This is a genomic window from Comamonas testosteroni (genome assembly GCF_014076415.1).
GTDB lineage: Bacteria > Pseudomonadota > Gammaproteobacteria > Burkholderiales > Burkholderiaceae_C > Comamonas > Comamonas testosteroni_F.
This window is the reverse complement of sequence record NZ_CP043568.1, coordinates 3213129-3228813: the sequence shown is the minus strand read 5'-3', so window position 1 is coordinate 3228813 and position 15685 is coordinate 3213129. Positions and strand designations below refer to the sequence as shown.

Sequence of the window (15685 nt, the reverse complement as noted above, 5' to 3'; positions counted from 1 at the left end):
TGCTATGCCGAAGGCTGGCCGGCCCGCAGTGGCGACTGTGGCGGGCGGCCATTAAGTGGGCATTATCAGGCACTAGAAAATGACTAGCCGCATGCATTGCAGATGCATAACGGCATTATCGGAATGACTGCGCTACGCGGCGGCTAGAGCAGCCAAGTGAATATCCGCAGCCCCTTGAGTGCTGGCCGCATTCACATGGTCAAAGTAATCGTACCAGCCGCTGGCCTTGATGCCCGCCAGCAGGGCGTCACGAGCGGCCTGGTCAGGAAAGCGCCAAATACCAAGGAATGTATGCGCGGTTCCCTGGTCAATGTTGGAGTCCGTTTCTGCCAGAGAGAGAACTTCGACACCGAGGCTGGAGAGTTGATTCAATGCGAGTCCGATGCCGCCAAGAAAGTGTTGCCTTTGGTCGGCAGGCAGTGCGAGCCAAGCCGAATTGGGGGTGTAGAGCTCTACGAGGTAATGAGACATGGTTCCACTTTCACTTGAGATTGCGCAGTGCGCGTTGACATATACGATGTGTGGTGGCGGCTTGGGAGCTTTGAAGCCATTGGGCACAGATGTCACGTACCCAGGCTGGCTGGTCCTTGGCGGCATCATTGAGCCAATTGGCGACCGAGTCCTGCACGTAGACCGAAGGGTCGCTCTTCAGAGCTGAGAGCAAAGGCAGCGCTTGCTCGGGCGAGCATTTGAGCTGTGAGATATGTGTGCTCCACACCCCGCGGGGACGCAAATCCTCGCACGCGAATCGTCGGATACGGTCAGAAGGATCTTGTGTCCATGGCATCAGCTGAGCGATAGCCGTCGCTAGGTCTTGCACCAGGTGCGGCCGCATCGCCATCCAAGCCCATTCACGCACACCAAAATGGGCATCATCTGCCAGCGGGCGCATTGTGGCCAGCCGTACACCGAGATCTACATTAGGCTGCGCACCGATCATGAAACACGCCCAGCCTCGTGCCATATCTGCGTGGTGCGTTCGGCATTGTGCGATGCCCCCAGTACCCAAGTCCTCCAGCAAGACTGCGCCGATACGGGCCATGCGTTTGAGCACACCCAGCTGGCAGGCTTCATCGATCGTGTTCAGTGCGCGAGCCGTAAGTGCCGGAAAGAGTGTTCGTGCCAGTACGGCCTGGTCGACTGCTAGGCACTCAGCCAGCGTCGCGCATTGCAACTCCCCGTGCGATAGCGCATGCAGAACGTCCCGAGGAATGTCAACGGTGCGCGTCGCACCCTTGCGGACTTGATCCCTCATGATTCAACGTCCGATTCAGGGCCTCGTACTTTCTCCAGCAACGCTGCCAGCTGCTTTCGCTCATCTACAGACAGGTTGCCAAACAGGCCTGCAATCCACCGGCCATGCTGATTGATAACGGTACTGGCAAGTTGTTTTCCTTTTGAGGTCAGTCGAATGCAAAGTGCGCGGCGGTCTTCGGCGTTGGCGTGACGTTCAATCAGACCCTCGCGCTCCAGTCCGTCTAAGAGGCCGGTCACCGTGGCGCGGGTCACGCCAGCCCGTTCGGCCAGCGCGTTGGGTGCGAGTCCGTCAGGCGCCACATCGAGAAGGAACAACAGCACAAAGCGCCCCTCAGACAAACCATGAGGAGCCAGCAAAGCAGCGCAGTCGCGGTCGATGTTTGCAGCCATAGACAGCACTTGAAAACACAGCTGGATGCCATCCACATCGGGAAGTTTGCGTTTTTGCGCTTCTTCAATTAGCGCCTGGTACTTCTGTTCAAGCTTCATTAGTTAGCCAAAATATAATATGGTGGCTAATTATATGAGCGAGATCACTGCATGAATAGTGGGCCAAGCATCACTTCACAGATGCCGGCTTGTCGATTGCAGACTTTGGCCTGGCTGAGCGCTGATTCAATGACCAGGCAGAGTAGGGTATTGAACCATCAGGGTCGTTCCGGGGCGGCGCTTGCCTGTCATCAACCGGCGCGGGCCGAGGCCCGCACTTTCATCCCGATCAGTTGGTGGCAAAGCAGTACATCAGCCCGGCGCTGCCGCTTTGCTGGAGCTGCTCAACGCTGCAGCCGCGCGTGCCGTGCGACGAGTTCCACGAGGCATTGGCCACAGGGTCGGGGTTGGTGCCTTGGTGGTCGTGGTGGCCCACGATGGCAGAGCCGCCGTCGCTCTTGGTCCAGTTGCCGCAGGTGGTGTCCTTGCCGGGCTCGGGCAAGGCCAGGGTGCCGTCAGGGCGCGAGCCGGTCAGGATGTCGTGGCGGTTGACCTCATCTCCAAAGCCCGAGACGACTTCGCCCTTTTCGGTCAGTGAGGTGTCCTTGCCGACCTTGGCATTGGCGCTGTGCAGGTCGGCCACGCTGGTGGCAATGACCACGCCCTTGGCGTTGCGCCACGGTCCGTTGCCGATGCGGTCGCGCGCATTGACGGCCGGTTGTCCGTTCAGTGCCGCATTGCTCAGGTAAGCGCGCCAGGTCTTGTTGCCTGCGCCCACGCTTGCGGCCAGCGACTGGCAGTAGCGGTCGGCCCCGGCCAGCCCGCCCAGGTCGCCGCCCTTGCCGGGGTTGGTGCTGGTAATGAAGAAGCTCATGGGGTTGCCGCCCGACGCCCCCATGGCGCCGCAACCCACGATCAGTGCGGCCGCCGCGAGGGCGGTGCTGGCAGAAAGAACCAAACGACGGGACATGGCAGGCTCCTGAGCAAATGTGGAGCACGCAGGCTAACGCAAGGCTGTGTCAGCGGCAATATGGATGGGGCAGCGAGTTGGGCCAGGCGCAGCGGGCTGTCTGCAGATGAGGCAGTGGACTAGCACTGCTTCAATCAAATATCCAGAGATAAGCACCCGCAGCAGCACATGCCAAAGCCATCACCAAGAAGACCCAGTGCAAGCCCGGAATGCCTTCGGCCCCTGTGTACTTGTGAGAGCGAGAAGTCCCTTGCTCTCGTACCGACAAGGGGGCGGCGTTCACAGCTCTGCCTGACGCTGGGGGAACAGCCCAAACCCGATGATTCGCCGAATGGTGAAACTGAAATGCGTCGTAGGCCAAGTAGCCAAAAAACACGGCGAGCGCAAAGAGCCAGAATGGTGACATCCAAGGTCTCGGTTGTTACGGAGGGAGCCTGATTATTGGCTCGATCCTTAATAAATTTGGCAGAGGTCTGAAAAAGTGCCATTTTCCTTCGTTAATCAATTTCTCTTTGGGTTTGTGCGCTGCCGTTGCATTCGGCCAATAGCTGTCCTTTAGGGCTACCAGCTACACTCAGCAGCAATTATTTTTCCACCAGAATTTTCGAAGGTCAGACATGCGTCGTGAGGCTATGGTCTTTGGTGGGTTTATCTTGGTTCTTGGTGTGTTCGGGATTGTGAATGGAAGCGCCATTTTAATTCGCGGTGCGATCCATGTCGAAGGAACCAGCTGCAAGGCAATATGCGGGATCTTGCTCTTGCTTGCAGAGCTTTTTACCCCGGAGTTTGGGGCCGCCGCGGCGGGATCAATCTACTTGCTATTAGGCTTCAGCTTGGCCTTGGCAGGTTACTTTTTGCTAAGAGGCCGGCAAAGGGGGCGGCCTTGAACGGCCGCGGTGAGTCAAGCAGAGCCGGCTCTGCCGGCAAAGACGATCGAATATCAATCTGGCACATGCCAAGAAAGTCTGTCCTATGCCTGAAAATAATGTGGTAGCTGGTGTCGTGGCAAGAGCCATTCAACCCAAAGACTTTGATCAGTGGCTCTCGCTCTGGGACGGCTACAACGCTTTCTACGGACGGGCCGGAGCTTCCGGGCTGCCCCGAGAAATTACCGAGACAACCTGGGAACGTTTCTTCAATCCCATCGAGCCAGTGTTTGCGGTGGTGGCGGAACATGAAGGAGAGGTAGTTGGCCTGGCTCATTACCTGTTTCACCGCAGCACGACCAGGCTTGCCCCGGTCTGCTACCTGCAGGATCTTTTCACCGCCCCCACACGGCGCAAGCTCGGAATTGGCAAGGCCCTCATCAACAACGTCTACGAGCAAGCCACGCTGGCTGGTGCGAGCCGCGTCTACTGGCAAACGCAAGCAACCAATGAAGCCGGCCGCGCGCTCTACGACAAGTTGGCCAGACATAGCGGATTTATCGTTTACAGCCATGAGTTGTAGCCCGACACGCCATGCAGGTGCGATGAGGTGGCAGCTTGGGGGGGCGGCTGTCGCAATAGTGCCAGAATCAGGCCATCAACACTTTGCCTTGTCAGGTGTCCAGAGCCAAACAGCGCGAGAGCCCAGTTCAAGCATCGGTTTAGAGCTGGATAGTGATGGAGTCATCTGATTTGCTGTCTCGGGTTCTCCGACAACCCATACCCTGTGCTTGGTTGTGCACAAAGCATGGTTTGCATCTTGCTTTCCCAGGAGTAAATGACTAGCGCTATTTGGAGAGAAATCTGCGGCATCCAGCAGTTCTTTCCTCCAGTTGTCTGACTTTGATGCTTTGGCTGCTTGCCAGTCATCGACGATCCAAGCGACCTGGTCCGTGTGCATGTAGAAACGCACGCCGTAGTAAAGTTGTCCGAGCATCATGATTCGATCGCCAGGTTGCACCGGTAACGCAGCCAGGCGGTCCCAACGAGCTTTTTGAGGAACACCTTTGATGCCGAAGCCGATGGCAAGCGCCGCGCAAAGAGCTGCTGAAACTCCCATGTTGATAGCGAGCTTAGACGTCAGCTGCGGTAAATGCAGCTCGCCGCCAGCGAAAGCTGTTTGCCACATGCGAGCGATCAGGTAGGCCAGAGGTGGGAGTGCCGGCAGCACATAGCCCACGATCTTGCTGCTGGGAATCGAAAAGAATGCCATCACAGCCAATAGCCAAACCACCATATATCGATCGAGGCTCATTTGTGCAGGGTGTGAGTCAGACTTGGGCATGAACTCTTGCCGAGTCCGCCACCGCCTGAACAGCATATAGATTCCAGTCAGAGTCCAAGGAAGACATGCCAGTGTGATCACTGCCAGATAGAACCACCATGATTGCGGGTTGTTGAAGCCCGTTTCGGTATAACGCTGGAAATGCTGTGTGACAAAGAAATAATGAAAAAACTGCGGATGCTGCTTTTGCGCAAACCATACCCATGGCCCCGCAATCGCAAGTATGGCGAGCCATGCTGGAGGGTACAGGGGCAGTACCAATTGGTTCCAGCGACGCTCCCAGACAATCCACATACACCACACCAAGCCGGGCAAGACTAGGCCAATGAGTCCTTTGGCTAGGAAGCCAAGACCGGCAAATACACCCGCCGCCATGATCCAGCTATGCCAGGATTTGCCAAATTGCAACTCTATCGTGGCAATGAATGCACATGTGGCGCAGGCACACATACAGCCGGCCAGTAGCATGTCCATATTGGCATACTGGGCAGCCAGAAAGGTAAATGGCATTGTGAGGAAGATGATCACCGTGGTTACGGTGGTCGATGTACTCGCATAGCGTCTGGTCAGAGCCAGTAGACTCATCGACGCCAGCCATGCTCCCAGCATGGACGGCAGGCGCGCCACCCATGCGTGCACGCCGAACACCTCATAGCCTGTGGCTGCAAGCCAGTAGTACAGAGGCGGCTTGTGAAAGAAGGGAAGCCCGTTGAGATGAGGCGTCACCCAATTGCCGGTGCGCAGCATATCTAAGGCAATAACGGCATAGCGTCCCTCATCCGGGTTGCTCAATGGACGAATCCACGCAAGGGCCAAGAGCCACAGCGCCATTGCTAAACCGCAAAGGATTGTGTCGTCGATCTTGCGGCTGAAGGCCTTCACGCCCAGAGGGATGACGGTTTGCACGGGCTAGATCAGACCGCAGAGCGAAATAACAAAGGTTGCAGCGCATTTGCTTCTGGCTGCAACCTCAAACCTTTGCATCTTTACTAGCAGCATCACCGACTCCTTTGGCTAAACAGGTCGTGATGGGCTTGGACTTGGCAGCTCACCGCTGTTATTGCTGGCTGGAATCTAGGCTTCGCAACTTATCAATTTCTTAAGGCGCACGCGCTTAAGGTGCTTACTTGATATGTCAATCTGATACAGCGAGCCTCCACATATTTTTTGGTCGTCAATCAGTGAGCCTCAGCGATACAAAAAATCGTGTGCCCAAGGAGGGCGACAACGCATATGCCGTCATCAAAGCGTCGTCGGGAATGGTTGCTGTGGATTAAACAGTTCTTCTGTCTAGGCAAAGAGGCTCCTTTAGGAGCCTTTCTGATTCAGCCAGTTCAGATCAATTGGATGCGCTAAGTTAAAAACTTCTTTCGCAAGCAACGACCTCCAGAGCGGTGCAGCGGATAGCGCGGAGACGTTTGCGCAGACAGCCAACAGGCATCAGAAGCCGGACAAGGGATTGCTGCGCTTCTGAATTCCGGGTCGTTGAGGTCCAATCAAGTCAGGTGGTCTTCCACAATCAACCAGCCCATGCTCCCAACCCCATCATTGATGATGTCCAGGTGGTTGCTGCCCTCGTACACACGAATTTTCTGACCAACAAAGGCTTTGGGTGCAAGGCGCTCAATATTGGACAGGGCGAGCCTTATTTGCTCGCCAAGCTCAGAAAGTGACTTTTGAGAGTAGTCAATGTCCATAGCCTCGGCCAGCAGTCCATAGACAACTCTCTTTTTTCCCTCTTCGGGGAAAGAGAGCACCTTTGTATGCAAGAGCTCTGCATCCGAAAATTTGCGACCAGTGAGCTTTTCAAAAACTTCAATGCTTGGCAAAGTTCCCTCCTGGCGCTGTGTGACTCAATGTAACCAGCATAGTCGAGCACATTGAAGAGATGCAAGCACCAAGAGCGCGTAGTTACGCCTACTTCACTAATGAATTCAGGACTGCAAATGACCCAGACCACCTTCTGGGCATGGTTTGTCAATCGCCCTCAGGTGCCTGTTCCTGCCCGTGAAAGGCTTCCCATGCAGCTGCTTCCAGTTCACCGCAATCAGAGATGAGGTTGCCGCTCTCATCATGAAGCGTATACGTTTGTTGCTCACCTCCAATGCTCGCGGCGCCATCAAGTCCCAGCAGCAAGGTATACATGGTGTCTCTCAGCACCGAATCCAGAATCGCTCGAAGTTGCTCGTGCTGCTTGGGCGTGAGCTCTAGAGCTTCGATCCTCGCTGCGACCTCCGACTCCTCATGAGCATTCATGAAAGACAAAAGAAGTTCTGATTTGAGCTTGACCCAGTTTTCAACAAATTGTTTGGCGTTCATCGTCACATACCAGGTTGCAATGAGCAAAGGACCGCTATTGTCCGATTGAATCCGCCACCCGTTGCAGTCATCGGCAGCGTCCAGGAGACTGAAGAAAAATGACCGCAAAAGTCGCGACTTATGGCAACTCACTGCTCGCCAGCATTCGGTTTGCAGCTGTTCATCACAGCAAGCCTGAGCCAGGCCAACGCGGGATCATTGTGCTTTCGCGCATGCCAGGCCTGTTGATATGCCATTTTCGGTAATTGCAATTGGCGTGGAGGCGCAAACTGCCGTAGATTCTTGAATGAGCGCAACGGGCCTACAGCACGACGGGCAATCGTCAGAACCAGATCGGTACCTGGCAGCAATTCAACCGCAGCGCTCCAGTGTGGCAAGGCCACCGCAATCCTCCTTTTAAGTCCCTTGGCTGCGAGTGCGCGCTCGATCTCGTCGTTCGCATCCGGCCTCAATGCCAGCATGACATGAGGGCGCGTCAGCCATTCCTCTAGCGACAGTCCTCCTTTTTCCGGACTGACGGCCTTGTCTGCGAGACAGATGAAATCCTCTTCGAACAGTGTTTCGACCTGGATGTCTTGTGCAAGATCGGGAAAGATTCCCAGAGCCAGATCCAATTCACCATCGGCTAGCTGTACCAGCATGGCATCCCGGCTGGCCTGACTGATGGCGAAGTCAAAGCCGGGCGCATGTTTGCGGACATATCGCATCAGGTCCGGAAGTACCAGACGAGCCGCATAGTCGGACAGTGACAGCCTGAATCGTCGCTGTGCCTGCAGTGGATCGAACTGAGGCGTTCCCAGCAGAGTATTGAGGCTGCCCAAAGCCTCCGAGAGCGGTTGCAGCAGCGCATTGCCTCGGGCCGTCAGCTCCAGCTTTCCCTGCTTGCGCACCAGCAATGGGTCATTGAAATGCTCGCGCAACTGAGCTAGCGAATGACTCACTGCCGGTTGGCTCTTGTGCAGGCGCATGGCAGCCCTGGTCACGTGCTTCTCAGTCAGCAACGCGTGAAGTGCCAGCAGCAGATTGAGGTCGATACGGCGCAAATCATCCATGCGAAGAATAGTACACGTGCATATAAACAATTTCCATAATTAATCCGTATGCAAGACCATTCAAACATTGCTTGTAAAGGTTTGAAGGAGTAGCAGATATGAACAGCAAGATGGCATTGATGACGGTCGCCTCACTGGGCATGGCCTTGCTGGCAGGGGCCATCCTGCCTTTTCAGGCCGCTGCAAATGCCAACGTAGGCAGTGCTCTTGGTCACCCTTTCTGGGGGGCCACCACATCGCTGGTGATCAGCCTGGCCGTGATGGTGCCCATGCTGATTCTGGTCAAAGCCCCCATGCCGAACTTCAGCAATGCGTTTCACGGTCCCTGGTGGTTCTGGATCGGCGGTGTCCTGGGGGCTGTTTACGTCGCCAGTGCTGCAGCCCTGATACCCAAACTGGGTGCCGGCGGATTTCTGGTTGCCGTGGTCGCAGGACAGATGGTCGTGGCTGTATTGATCGATCACTTCGGTGTCATGGGGCTGGAGCCCAAGCCCATCAACGTCATGCGTGTGCTGGGCGTTCTCCTGATTCTTGGCGGGGTGTTTTTGATCCAGGGAGCAGGAGCAGCCAGACCTGCCGTCACAGCGATCCCCGTCGCCTCCAGCGTGGGCTTGGCTTGAGCACAAAAATAGTGATTGACCCACTGGCGCGGCGCCAGTGCGCTAAGCACTGCTCGAAAGGAAATGGAAATCAGCGCCTCACGCCGAAATGCTCAATGCGAGCCCTTGGTTGGACATTGACGGCCCCGTGCCATAGCTGCCTGACAAGATCAAGCAAACACATGCCTTCCTATCAAAAAAATGTCCCTGACGCTCGCCGAACGTCTGGGGTTTCATCACACCAGGTGCCTACGATTAGGAGTGTGCATGCCTGGAGCAGGAGATCGCCATGAGCAAATTCAGTATTCAGCACATTGATCACATCGTGTTGCGCGTCACCGACCTGGAGCGCAGCATCCGCTTCTACCAAGCGGTCCTGGGCTGTACCTTGGTGAAGCGTCGCGAGGATTTGGGTATGGTTCACCTGCGAGCTGGTGCATCCATGATTGATCTGGTGGATGTTGAGGGCCCGTTAGGCCGTGCGGGCGGAGCTGCGGCCTCAAGCGAGCGCAGAAACGTCGATCATTTTTGCCTGCGTATCGAGCCTTTTGATGAGCAAGCCATACTCACCCATTTGGCGAGCCATGGTCTCGAGGCGGATGGGGCGGTGCGACGCTTTGGCGCTGATGGCATGGGCCCGTCCATTTACTGCAAAGACCCGGACGGCAATCAGCTTGAACTTAAAGGGCCTGCGAGCGCCGATTGACAACTCAGGCGGCAGTCCGAACTCCCTGAGTGCTCGCTATGCCCGATTGGGTTGCTCGAAAGACAGCCTCTGGTTGTGGATTGAAGCGATTGTGGCTGTCGTTGTCCGGCCCGCAAGAGGCGCTTCCCATAGCCACCAGGTGGCATCGTCACTGTCCCTGCCACCTCAGGACGGGTTCGTTTGACCTTTAAACTAGCCGCATGAATCGACGTAGTCTGCTCTTATCCGCCCTGGCCGCAGGGTTTGCTCAAGTGACGGCGGCAGGCCCCCAGCCTCAAGAAATGACCGAGTGGTCTCGGTTCTTCACAGAAGCTGATGCGCAAGGCAGCATCGTTGTTCTCGATGCACGCGATAGCTCTGAAATTACTCACGTCTACAACGTGTCGCGTTCCGGCCGGCGTTACTCGCCAGCCTCTACCTTCAAGATTCCGCACAGCCTGTTTGCGCTTGATGCAGGGTTGCTGCGCGACGAGTTTCAGCTCATTCAATGGGATGGTGTGAAACGACCTGTGGAGGCCTGGAACGTGGACCAGAATCTGCGCTCCGCGATGAGGAACTCCACCGTCTGGGTGTATGAGCGCTTCGCCAAGGAACTCGGTGATGCAGGCGAGACCGCCTATATGCGAAAGATTGGGTATGGCAATGCGGTCGCCACTGGCGACAAGCCATTCTGGGTTGAGGGCGACCTCGCCATCTCATCCTTCGAGCAGATTGCTTTCTTGCAACGGCTTTACCGCAATCAATTGCCTTTCCAGGTCGAGCACCAGCGGCTTGTGAAGGACGTGATGGTCAATGAAGCAGGGCCTGACTGGATACTGCGTGCAAAAACGGGCTGGACCGGAAAAATCGGCTGGTGGGTGGGCTGGGTAGAGTGGCCCAGCGGCCCCGTCTTCTTCGCCTTGAACATAGACACTCCCAACAGACTTGCCGACCTTGCCAAACGGCAAAGCATCACACGCAATGTTCTGCGCTCCATTAAAGCGCTACCCACTTCAGCATAGATCTGAACCGGGAGCAGAAGCCGACAGAGCCATGTCTTGAAGAGCTCTTGCGGCCGGTTTCTGCCCCCGTTTGCATGTTCCATGGGGACGCTTGAGATGTGAGCCGACATGGATAGTCAGGCGACAATCTCTCCGTTGCGGATCGCCACGCGAATGGCCTGCGCCGTCGTGGCAACGCCCAGGCGCTTGCGGATGCGGCGCAGGTGGTTTTCCACAGTGCGTTCGGATAGACCGAGGGTTGCGGCAATCTCCGTCTGCCGCCGGCCGGCGGCCGTCCATGCGAGCACCTCACGTTCGCGATCGGATAGGGGGCCGAGCTCCTCTTGCGCGGGCAGTTCCAGCAGCCTGCGCGCCGTGCGGAATGCGGTTTGGGCGATCAGCTCCAGCGCCAGCCGGGCCTGTGGCGAGGCATCGATGCGCTCGCCGCCCAGGCTCATCGCGCCTTCCAGCCCCAGGAGGCCGAATACAGGCACTTGCAGACCGTGGATACCCGGGCCCTGCGGCGCGCGGACGACGCTGTAACGCTCGCCCTGAGCGCCGTTCGTCTTGCTCCAGAAAAAGGGCTGGTTCGTTTCCAGGATATGGTGCGTCACCGGGCAGTGCCGCACGTAGTTTTCAGCATCGACAGGCGCGCCCGTGCCGAACCAGTCGCCTTCGATCCAGTAGATGCGCTCCACCGCATCGTCCCGAGCGCTGGAAGCCGAGAACAGCACAAAACGGTCGTACCCCAGCGGCGCGCCGACCGCACGCACCGTATCCTGGATTGCGGCGAGGCTGCGGGCGCCCTCGATGGCGAGGGCTCCGTTGAATGCCGCCTGCACTATTGCGGTGCTCATCTCAGGCCGTGACTTCCTTGAGCAAGGTTTCGGCCGCGAGCTTGCCAAGCGCATTGCCAGCCAGAGGGCTGTCTCCGGTGATCAGCTGGCGGTCCCGGTGCACGGCACCCGAGATGCCGTCGTTGACGATCTGGAAGCCCAGGGCCTTGAGCCTTTCGCCGAACTTCCAGGTCAGGTGACCCGGCATGTAGCCGATGGCCGGGGTCTGCGCATCAAGTGCATCGGGGAAGGCGCAGATCTTGTAGCCTCGGTAGATGTCGCTGTCGCCAACCGCGAGGAAGGCCGCAGGTCCATGGCACAGGGAGATGACGAATCGGTTGTTGGCCGCAGCCCATTCCAGCACCGCACCTACGTCACGGCTGTCGGGGATGCCGATCAGCGCGCCATGCCCGCCGGGTACGAAGATGGCGGCATACTGCTCCAGCCCTTGCTCAAGCACCGTCGACAGGCGCAGCGGCTCCTTGAATTGCGAGTGGTACTTGTTGAAGAAGCCCTTGACCGTCTCGTCTTCGGAAGGCATTGCCCAGAACTCGAACTTGACGGGATTTCCCGACACCGTTGCCACATCGAACGCGAAGCCCGCCCTGTCAAGGTGGTACATGGGCAGCAGTGTCTCGACCGGGTGGTTGCCGGTTGAGAAGAAGCTGCCGTTATCGGTCAGCAGGTAGCGCTCGTCTGCGCCGATCATCAGGATCTTCTTGCTGCCTTGGTAGGTTTTCGCGTAGTCGGCCCCGCTCAGGTCGGACTTGGGCGACGTGAACTGGCTGAGCGAGTAGGAGGAGGGAAAGAACGCATTGAGTTCGGCCGGATCGGGTTGCGGTTGCTTGTCGGAAGTCGATGATTCAGCCATGGGGCACCTCTGGGGTAGTTTGCGGAGTGCACAACAATGCGGCGGCAAGAAACCTGTGGCAATGAGGGATTTCCGTCAATGAGAGTCGGGCGAAGCCGGAATTTTGCCCCCGGCCTGTTTCAGGCTTGCACAGTGCCAAAGTCGGGAGCAGAAGCCTGGCGTCGCTCCGGCAATTCGCGTGTCTCAACGGTTGAATCACTTGCTGAATCACTTTGGGCCGACTGCATTTGCGATGCGCGCCTAGCCTGTTTGTCCGCATACATGCACCGATCAGCCTCCTTGAGCACAGCCTGCGAAGAGCTGGCGGATGGATCGGCACTCACAATGCCAAAGCTTGCTCCTGGATAGTCGAAGCTGCACTCGGCAAATCTATAGGTTCCGATCAGCAGCGGTGCCAATCGACTGCGCATGGCTTCAAGAGCCTTGTCCTGATCCATGGGGTCAGGCGGAGCAATCAGTCCGATGACGACGAATTCATCACCACCTAGCCGCCCCAGCATGTCGCTCTTGCGCAGACCCGCAGACATGCGCCGGCCGACTTCGACAAGGAATTGGTCACCGACCACATGTCCGTAGGTATCGTTGATCGCCTTGAACCCATCCAGATCGATGAAGGCCACCAGGACCCATTGCTGCGTGCGGCCTGCCAAAGCGAATAGCCGATCCAGTTGAGCCATCACATTGCGCCGGTTCGGCAGATTGGTCAGTGCATCATGGTTCGCCGCATGCCGCTCGTCCTGCCGCCGCACCACCACTTGTCCGATCACGTGGCTGCAGAGCAGGATGAAAAGCAGGCCGATCGCCGCAACCAGCCCTGCGATCCAATAGTGCTGTCGACGCATGGCAGGCAGGTGATCCAGGGCTGCCATCGTGATCAGCTGGTACTGTGTTTTGGATAGCGGCTCACGCCGCAGCAGATAGGGTTTTCCATCGATGAGCCACTGATCAGCATGACCAGAGCTGGCCATGGCCTGCACATCCAGAGCTATTCCTGGATCTTCTCCATTGTCTGGCGAAGAGGGCGTGCTGGAAGACTGCGCAGTACCCGGCGAAAGAAGCCCTGCCGCATTGCGGAGCATGAATGGAGCGGACGAAGCGGTAGTCACTCTTCCCTGGCGATCCACGATCAGTGCAATGTGGTGTCCAGTCAGGTAGAGCGCTATTTCCGGGGCATCGAACTTCACCGTGACGGAGCCCAGAGGCATGTCGTCTTCGTTCTCAATGCGGCTGGCTACAAAATAGGACGGTGTCTTGTTCAGCCGGGCGATACCGAACGAATGGCCATTGCCGTCACGCAATGCATCAATCAGATAGGGACGGCCGGAGTAGATCATGCCCACGATGCTGTCAGGCTCGTCCCAGTTGCTGGCAGTCACTGTGTCGTCCGACATATTGTTCATGTAGATGCGGGCATAGCGCAGATCGCTGGAGAGTTCATGCATGAAGTTGCCGACTTTGCGCACCAACGGATCCTGCGTGAGTTGTGCCGCGCGCTGCTGGCGCGTGAGCCTGGCCAGACTTGGCGGATCGTCGCGATACCGGGTGGCCAACTGGATCACCGAGCCCTGGCGCGCCACCATATTGGCCACACTCAACATTTCCGTGAACAGCCGATCCATGATGCGTGCGGTCGTCTCGGCTTCGTATTCGGCGCTGGCAGCCAGGCGATCCAGCTCTGCACCCACGACTCGCTTTGACATCCACCACCCCAGACCAGCCACCAAGGTCAGCCACGCAGCGGCCATGACTAGTGTGGCCATGCGCACGGTGGGGAGCATGGACTGTTTGTGCTGAGCATGCAGCGGTAGTGCCTTGTCCACGTACTCCCTCCAGGCTGTTTTGAACGCATGGTAACAAGTGCGTCTGGAGTGAAAAGTCAGGAAATGTCATCGGTGAAGCAGGTGTCGCGGCCGTATGAGTCCTCTGCGGAAAAAAGCTGGAGCAGTCAATGGCTGAACCGGCCTGGATGCGACCGCATTGAGGGGGCTCCTGAATGGTGCACCGTCTTTCCCGGGCATCTATACCACCGCAGCGCTGAACGGTTCGGGCCTTCGTGCAAGCAGATGAGACAGCCTTTGAAGGCCCGTCTGCAAGCGTCCGCGGTCCTTGATGCTGCCCAACGAGATGCGAATGGCATTGACGGAGTTGTTGCCGGTGGCGAATGCCTCAGCCGGAGTGACTGCGATGCCCTCGCTGTCGGCTGCGCGCGCAAGCTGTGAGGAGCTCCAATACCCTGGCAACTCGAGCCATACATGCAGGCCGTCTCCAGTGCCGCTGTACCTCCCCGCAAGAATATCCCTGGCCATCCAGTGGCGCAGACGCGCCTCCTTGCGTACGCCTTCCATCAACGCAGCAGCCGAACCGTCGAGGATCCACTGTGTGGCCAGTGCGGCCGTCAGAGGAGCGACCATCAGCGCAAATGACCTGAGCGCGACCAGGAAACGTTCGCGTTCAAACTGGTCACGCATGAGCACGAAGGCGACACGCAAACCGGGGGTCAGGCATTTCGACAGGGTCGAGATGTAGCACACCTGTTCCGGGGCAAACGTGGCAATAGGTGGTGGCGGTGCATCGGCAAGCAGCCAGTAGGGGTCATCTTCAACGATGCGTACATTGCAGCGCTTCGCGATGCCGGCCAACTCCTTGCGCCGACGCTCCGGAATGGTGATGGCGGTCGGGTTCTGCAATGTGGGGTTGAGGTAGACCAGCCCAGGCTGGTGCCGATGGCAGGCCTGCTCCAGCATCTCGGGCACCATCCCGTGCTGGTCCGCTTCCACCGCCACGATGCACCGGCCCAACTGGGTTGCTGCAGTACGCAGGCCCGGATAACTTGCTGGCTCTGCCAATATCACATCGCCAGGCTTCGTCAGCGCCAGGATCAATGCGGCAATTGCCGCTTGCGCGCCCGGGCAGACAACAACCTGCGCTGAATCCAGGGATCCAAACATCGGCTCCAGCCATCTGGCTCCTGCCTTACGGTCGGAGTCGCTTCCTCCGCCCAGGTGGTAAGTCATCAGCAATGCGGTGTCTGCCCCCATCATCACCTGAGAAAGGCCTTGCTTCAGCAGATCGTCGAAGTCCACGCCAGCGGGCGGGGGGGGCGTGTTCATGCTCAGGTCGAGGACCGAGGTCAGTTCAACTTTCGGTGCCGCGACATAAGTACCTCGCGCGCCGCGGCCCTCAAGCAGATGGCGGCGTCTGGCTTCGTCGTATGCGCGCGTGACCGTCGTCAGGTCGAGGTTCAGCTGTGCTGCCAGCTGACGCTGCGGAGGCAGACGATCACCCGGCTTCAGGGATCCATCTGCCATTGCCGCCTGCAAGGCATCCGCAATCTGCAAGAAGCGCGGCCCGCCATGCACGGCCAATCGCGGCAGCCAAACTGGCAAACTGTCATCTTGTATGGTTTTCATACGCAGACATTTTGTCTCAATGTATGGAAATTGTTTTTAAGTAAT

16 protein-coding genes are annotated in these 15685 nt (G+C 57.7%); 4 read left to right on the top strand and 12 right to left on the bottom strand.

Going from position 1 to position 15685, the window contains the following annotated elements; translation table 11 throughout:
- Nucleotides 1-132: 132 nt before the first annotated feature.
- The 4 genes from F0P97_RS14795 to F0P97_RS14780 all read right to left on the bottom strand — a co-directional run bounded on the left by F0P97_RS14795 (nt 133) and on the right by F0P97_RS14780 (nt 2656).
- Nucleotides 133-471, bottom strand: coding sequence for a DUF6616 family protein (locus tag F0P97_RS14795; protein WP_182283000.1), 339 nt, complete (start codon nt 469-471; stop codon nt 133-135).
- Between the two features lie 10 nt (nt 472-481).
- Entirely contained in the window at nt 482-1255 is a 774-nt protein-coding gene (locus F0P97_RS14790; protein WP_182282999.1) for a DNA alkylation repair protein, read from the bottom strand.
- On the bottom strand, nt 1252-1746 hold the full coding sequence (locus F0P97_RS14785; protein WP_182282998.1) for a MarR family winged helix-turn-helix transcriptional regulator: 495 nt from the start codon (nt 1744-1746) through the stop codon (nt 1252-1254). Before F0P97_RS14785 ends, F0P97_RS14790 begins: the two co-directional genes overlap by 4 nt.
- A gap of 229 nt (nt 1747-1975) precedes the next feature.
- The gene (locus tag F0P97_RS14780; protein WP_182282997.1) at nt 1976-2656 is read right to left on the bottom strand and encodes a hypothetical protein; all 681 of its coding nucleotides are present in this window, start codon (nt 2654-2656) and stop codon (nt 1976-1978) included.
- Nucleotides 2657-3628: 972 nt separating this feature from the next.
- On the opposite strand from F0P97_RS14780, the gene F0P97_RS14775 reads away from it, so the two are divergent.
- Complete coding sequence (locus tag F0P97_RS14775; RefSeq protein WP_182282996.1) at nt 3629-4105, top strand: GNAT family N-acetyltransferase; 477 nt, start codon at nt 3629-3631, stop codon at nt 4103-4105.
- Between the two features lie 75 nt (nt 4106-4180).
- Here the strand turns inward: F0P97_RS14775 and F0P97_RS14770 are convergent, their stop codons facing one another.
- From F0P97_RS14770 to F0P97_RS14755, 4 genes are all read right to left on the bottom strand, one after another.
- Nucleotides 4181-5773 (bottom strand): glycosyltransferase family 39 protein, encoded by a 1593-nt coding sequence (locus F0P97_RS14770; RefSeq protein ID WP_182282995.1) that lies wholly within the window; start codon nt 5771-5773, stop codon nt 4181-4183.
- Nucleotides 5774-6363: 590 nt separating this feature from the next.
- On the bottom strand, nt 6364-6696 hold the full coding sequence (locus tag F0P97_RS14765) for a hypothetical protein (protein ID WP_182282994.1): 333 nt from the start codon (nt 6694-6696) through the stop codon (nt 6364-6366).
- Between the two features lie 148 nt (nt 6697-6844).
- Nucleotides 6845-7186 (bottom strand): hypothetical protein, encoded by a 342-nt coding sequence (locus F0P97_RS14760; RefSeq protein WP_182282993.1) that lies wholly within the window; start codon nt 7184-7186, stop codon nt 6845-6847.
- A 128-nt stretch (nt 7187-7314) separates the two neighbouring features.
- Nucleotides 7315-8238, bottom strand: a complete 924-nt coding sequence (locus F0P97_RS14755) for a LysR family transcriptional regulator (protein ID WP_034396589.1) — start codon at nt 8236-8238, stop codon at nt 7315-7317.
- Between the two features lie 98 nt (nt 8239-8336).
- Here F0P97_RS14755 and F0P97_RS14750 point away from each other — a divergent pair, with 98 nt between their 5' ends.
- The 3 genes from F0P97_RS14750 to blaOXA all read left to right on the top strand — a co-directional run bounded on the left by F0P97_RS14750 (nt 8337) and on the right by blaOXA (nt 10544).
- The gene (locus tag F0P97_RS14750; RefSeq protein WP_182282992.1) at nt 8337-8858 is read left to right on the top strand and encodes a DMT family transporter; all 522 of its coding nucleotides are present in this window, start codon (nt 8337-8339) and stop codon (nt 8856-8858) included.
- Nucleotides 8859-9126: 268 nt separating this feature from the next.
- Nucleotides 9127-9543 carry a VOC family protein gene (locus tag F0P97_RS14745; protein ID WP_182282991.1) on the top strand — a complete coding sequence of 139 codons (417 nt, stop codon included), beginning with the start codon at nt 9127-9129 and terminating at the stop codon, nt 9541-9543.
- 200 nt (nt 9544-9743) lie between these two features.
- Complete coding sequence (gene blaOXA, locus F0P97_RS14740; RefSeq protein WP_269780044.1) at nt 9744-10544, top strand: class D beta-lactamase; 801 nt, start codon at nt 9744-9746, stop codon at nt 10542-10544.
- A 116-nt stretch (nt 10545-10660) separates the two neighbouring features.
- Here blaOXA and F0P97_RS14735 read toward each other — a convergent pair whose 3' ends face one another.
- The 4 genes from F0P97_RS14735 to F0P97_RS14720 form a co-directional block, all read right to left on the bottom strand.
- Nucleotides 10661-11380, bottom strand: coding sequence for a PA1136 family autoinducer-binding transcriptional regulator (locus F0P97_RS14735; RefSeq protein WP_182282990.1), 720 nt, complete (start codon nt 11378-11380; stop codon nt 10661-10663).
- A gap of 1 nt (nt 11381) precedes the next feature.
- Complete coding sequence (gene hchA, locus F0P97_RS14730; protein WP_182282989.1) at nt 11382-12230, bottom strand: glyoxalase III HchA; 849 nt, start codon at nt 12228-12230, stop codon at nt 11382-11384.
- A 119-nt stretch (nt 12231-12349) separates the two neighbouring features.
- Nucleotides 12350-14008 carry a sensor domain-containing diguanylate cyclase gene (locus F0P97_RS14725; RefSeq protein ID WP_182287214.1) on the bottom strand — a complete coding sequence of 553 codons (1659 nt, stop codon included), beginning with the start codon at nt 14006-14008 and terminating at the stop codon, nt 12350-12352.
- A gap of 240 nt (nt 14009-14248) precedes the next feature.
- Nucleotides 14249-15640 carry a PLP-dependent aminotransferase family protein gene (locus F0P97_RS14720; protein WP_182282988.1) on the bottom strand — a complete coding sequence of 464 codons (1392 nt, stop codon included), beginning with the start codon at nt 15638-15640 and terminating at the stop codon, nt 14249-14251.
- Nucleotides 15641-15685: the final 45 nt, after the last annotated feature.

Bases quoted from the DNA above. Each gene is read 5' to 3' on its own strand.
- F0P97_RS14795 (WP_182283000.1), bottom strand. From the start codon at position 471: ATGTCTCATTACCTCGTAGAGCTCTACACCCCCAATTCGGCTTGGCTC.
- F0P97_RS14790 (WP_182282999.1), bottom strand. From the start codon at position 1,255: ATGAGGGATCAAGTCCGCAAGGGTGCGACGCGCACCGTTGACATTCCT.
- F0P97_RS14785 (WP_182282998.1), bottom strand. From the start codon at position 1,746: ATGAAGCTTGAACAGAAGTACCAGGCGCTAATTGAAGAAGCGCAAAAA.
- F0P97_RS14780 (WP_182282997.1), bottom strand. From the start codon at position 2,656: ATGTCCCGTCGTTTGGTTCTTTCTGCCAGCACCGCCCTCGCGGCGGCC.
- F0P97_RS14775 (WP_182282996.1), top strand. From the start codon at position 3,629: ATGCCTGAAAATAATGTGGTAGCTGGTGTCGTGGCAAGAGCCATTCAA.
- F0P97_RS14760 (WP_182282993.1), bottom strand. From the start codon at position 7,186: ATGAACGCCAAACAATTTGTTGAAAACTGGGTCAAGCTCAAATCAGAA.
- F0P97_RS14755 (WP_034396589.1), bottom strand. From the start codon at position 8,238: ATGGATGATTTGCGCCGTATCGACCTCAATCTGCTGCTGGCACTTCAC.
- F0P97_RS14750 (WP_182282992.1), top strand. From the start codon at position 8,337: ATGAACAGCAAGATGGCATTGATGACGGTCGCCTCACTGGGCATGGCC.
- F0P97_RS14745 (WP_182282991.1), top strand. From the start codon at position 9,127: ATGAGCAAATTCAGTATTCAGCACATTGATCACATCGTGTTGCGCGTC.
- blaOXA (WP_269780044.1), top strand. From the start codon at position 9,744: ATGAATCGACGTAGTCTGCTCTTATCCGCCCTGGCCGCAGGGTTTGCT.
- F0P97_RS14735 (WP_182282990.1), bottom strand. From the start codon at position 11,380: ATGAGCACCGCAATAGTGCAGGCGGCATTCAACGGAGCCCTCGCCATC.
- hchA (WP_182282989.1), bottom strand. From the start codon at position 12,230: ATGGCTGAATCATCGACTTCCGACAAGCAACCGCAACCCGATCCGGCC.
- F0P97_RS14725 (WP_182287214.1), bottom strand. From the start codon at position 14,008: ATGCTCCCCACCGTGCGCATGGCCACACTAGTCATGGCCGCTGCGTGG.
- F0P97_RS14720 (WP_182282988.1), bottom strand. From the start codon at position 15,640: ATGAAAACCATACAAGATGACAGTTTGCCAGTTTGGCTGCCGCGATTG.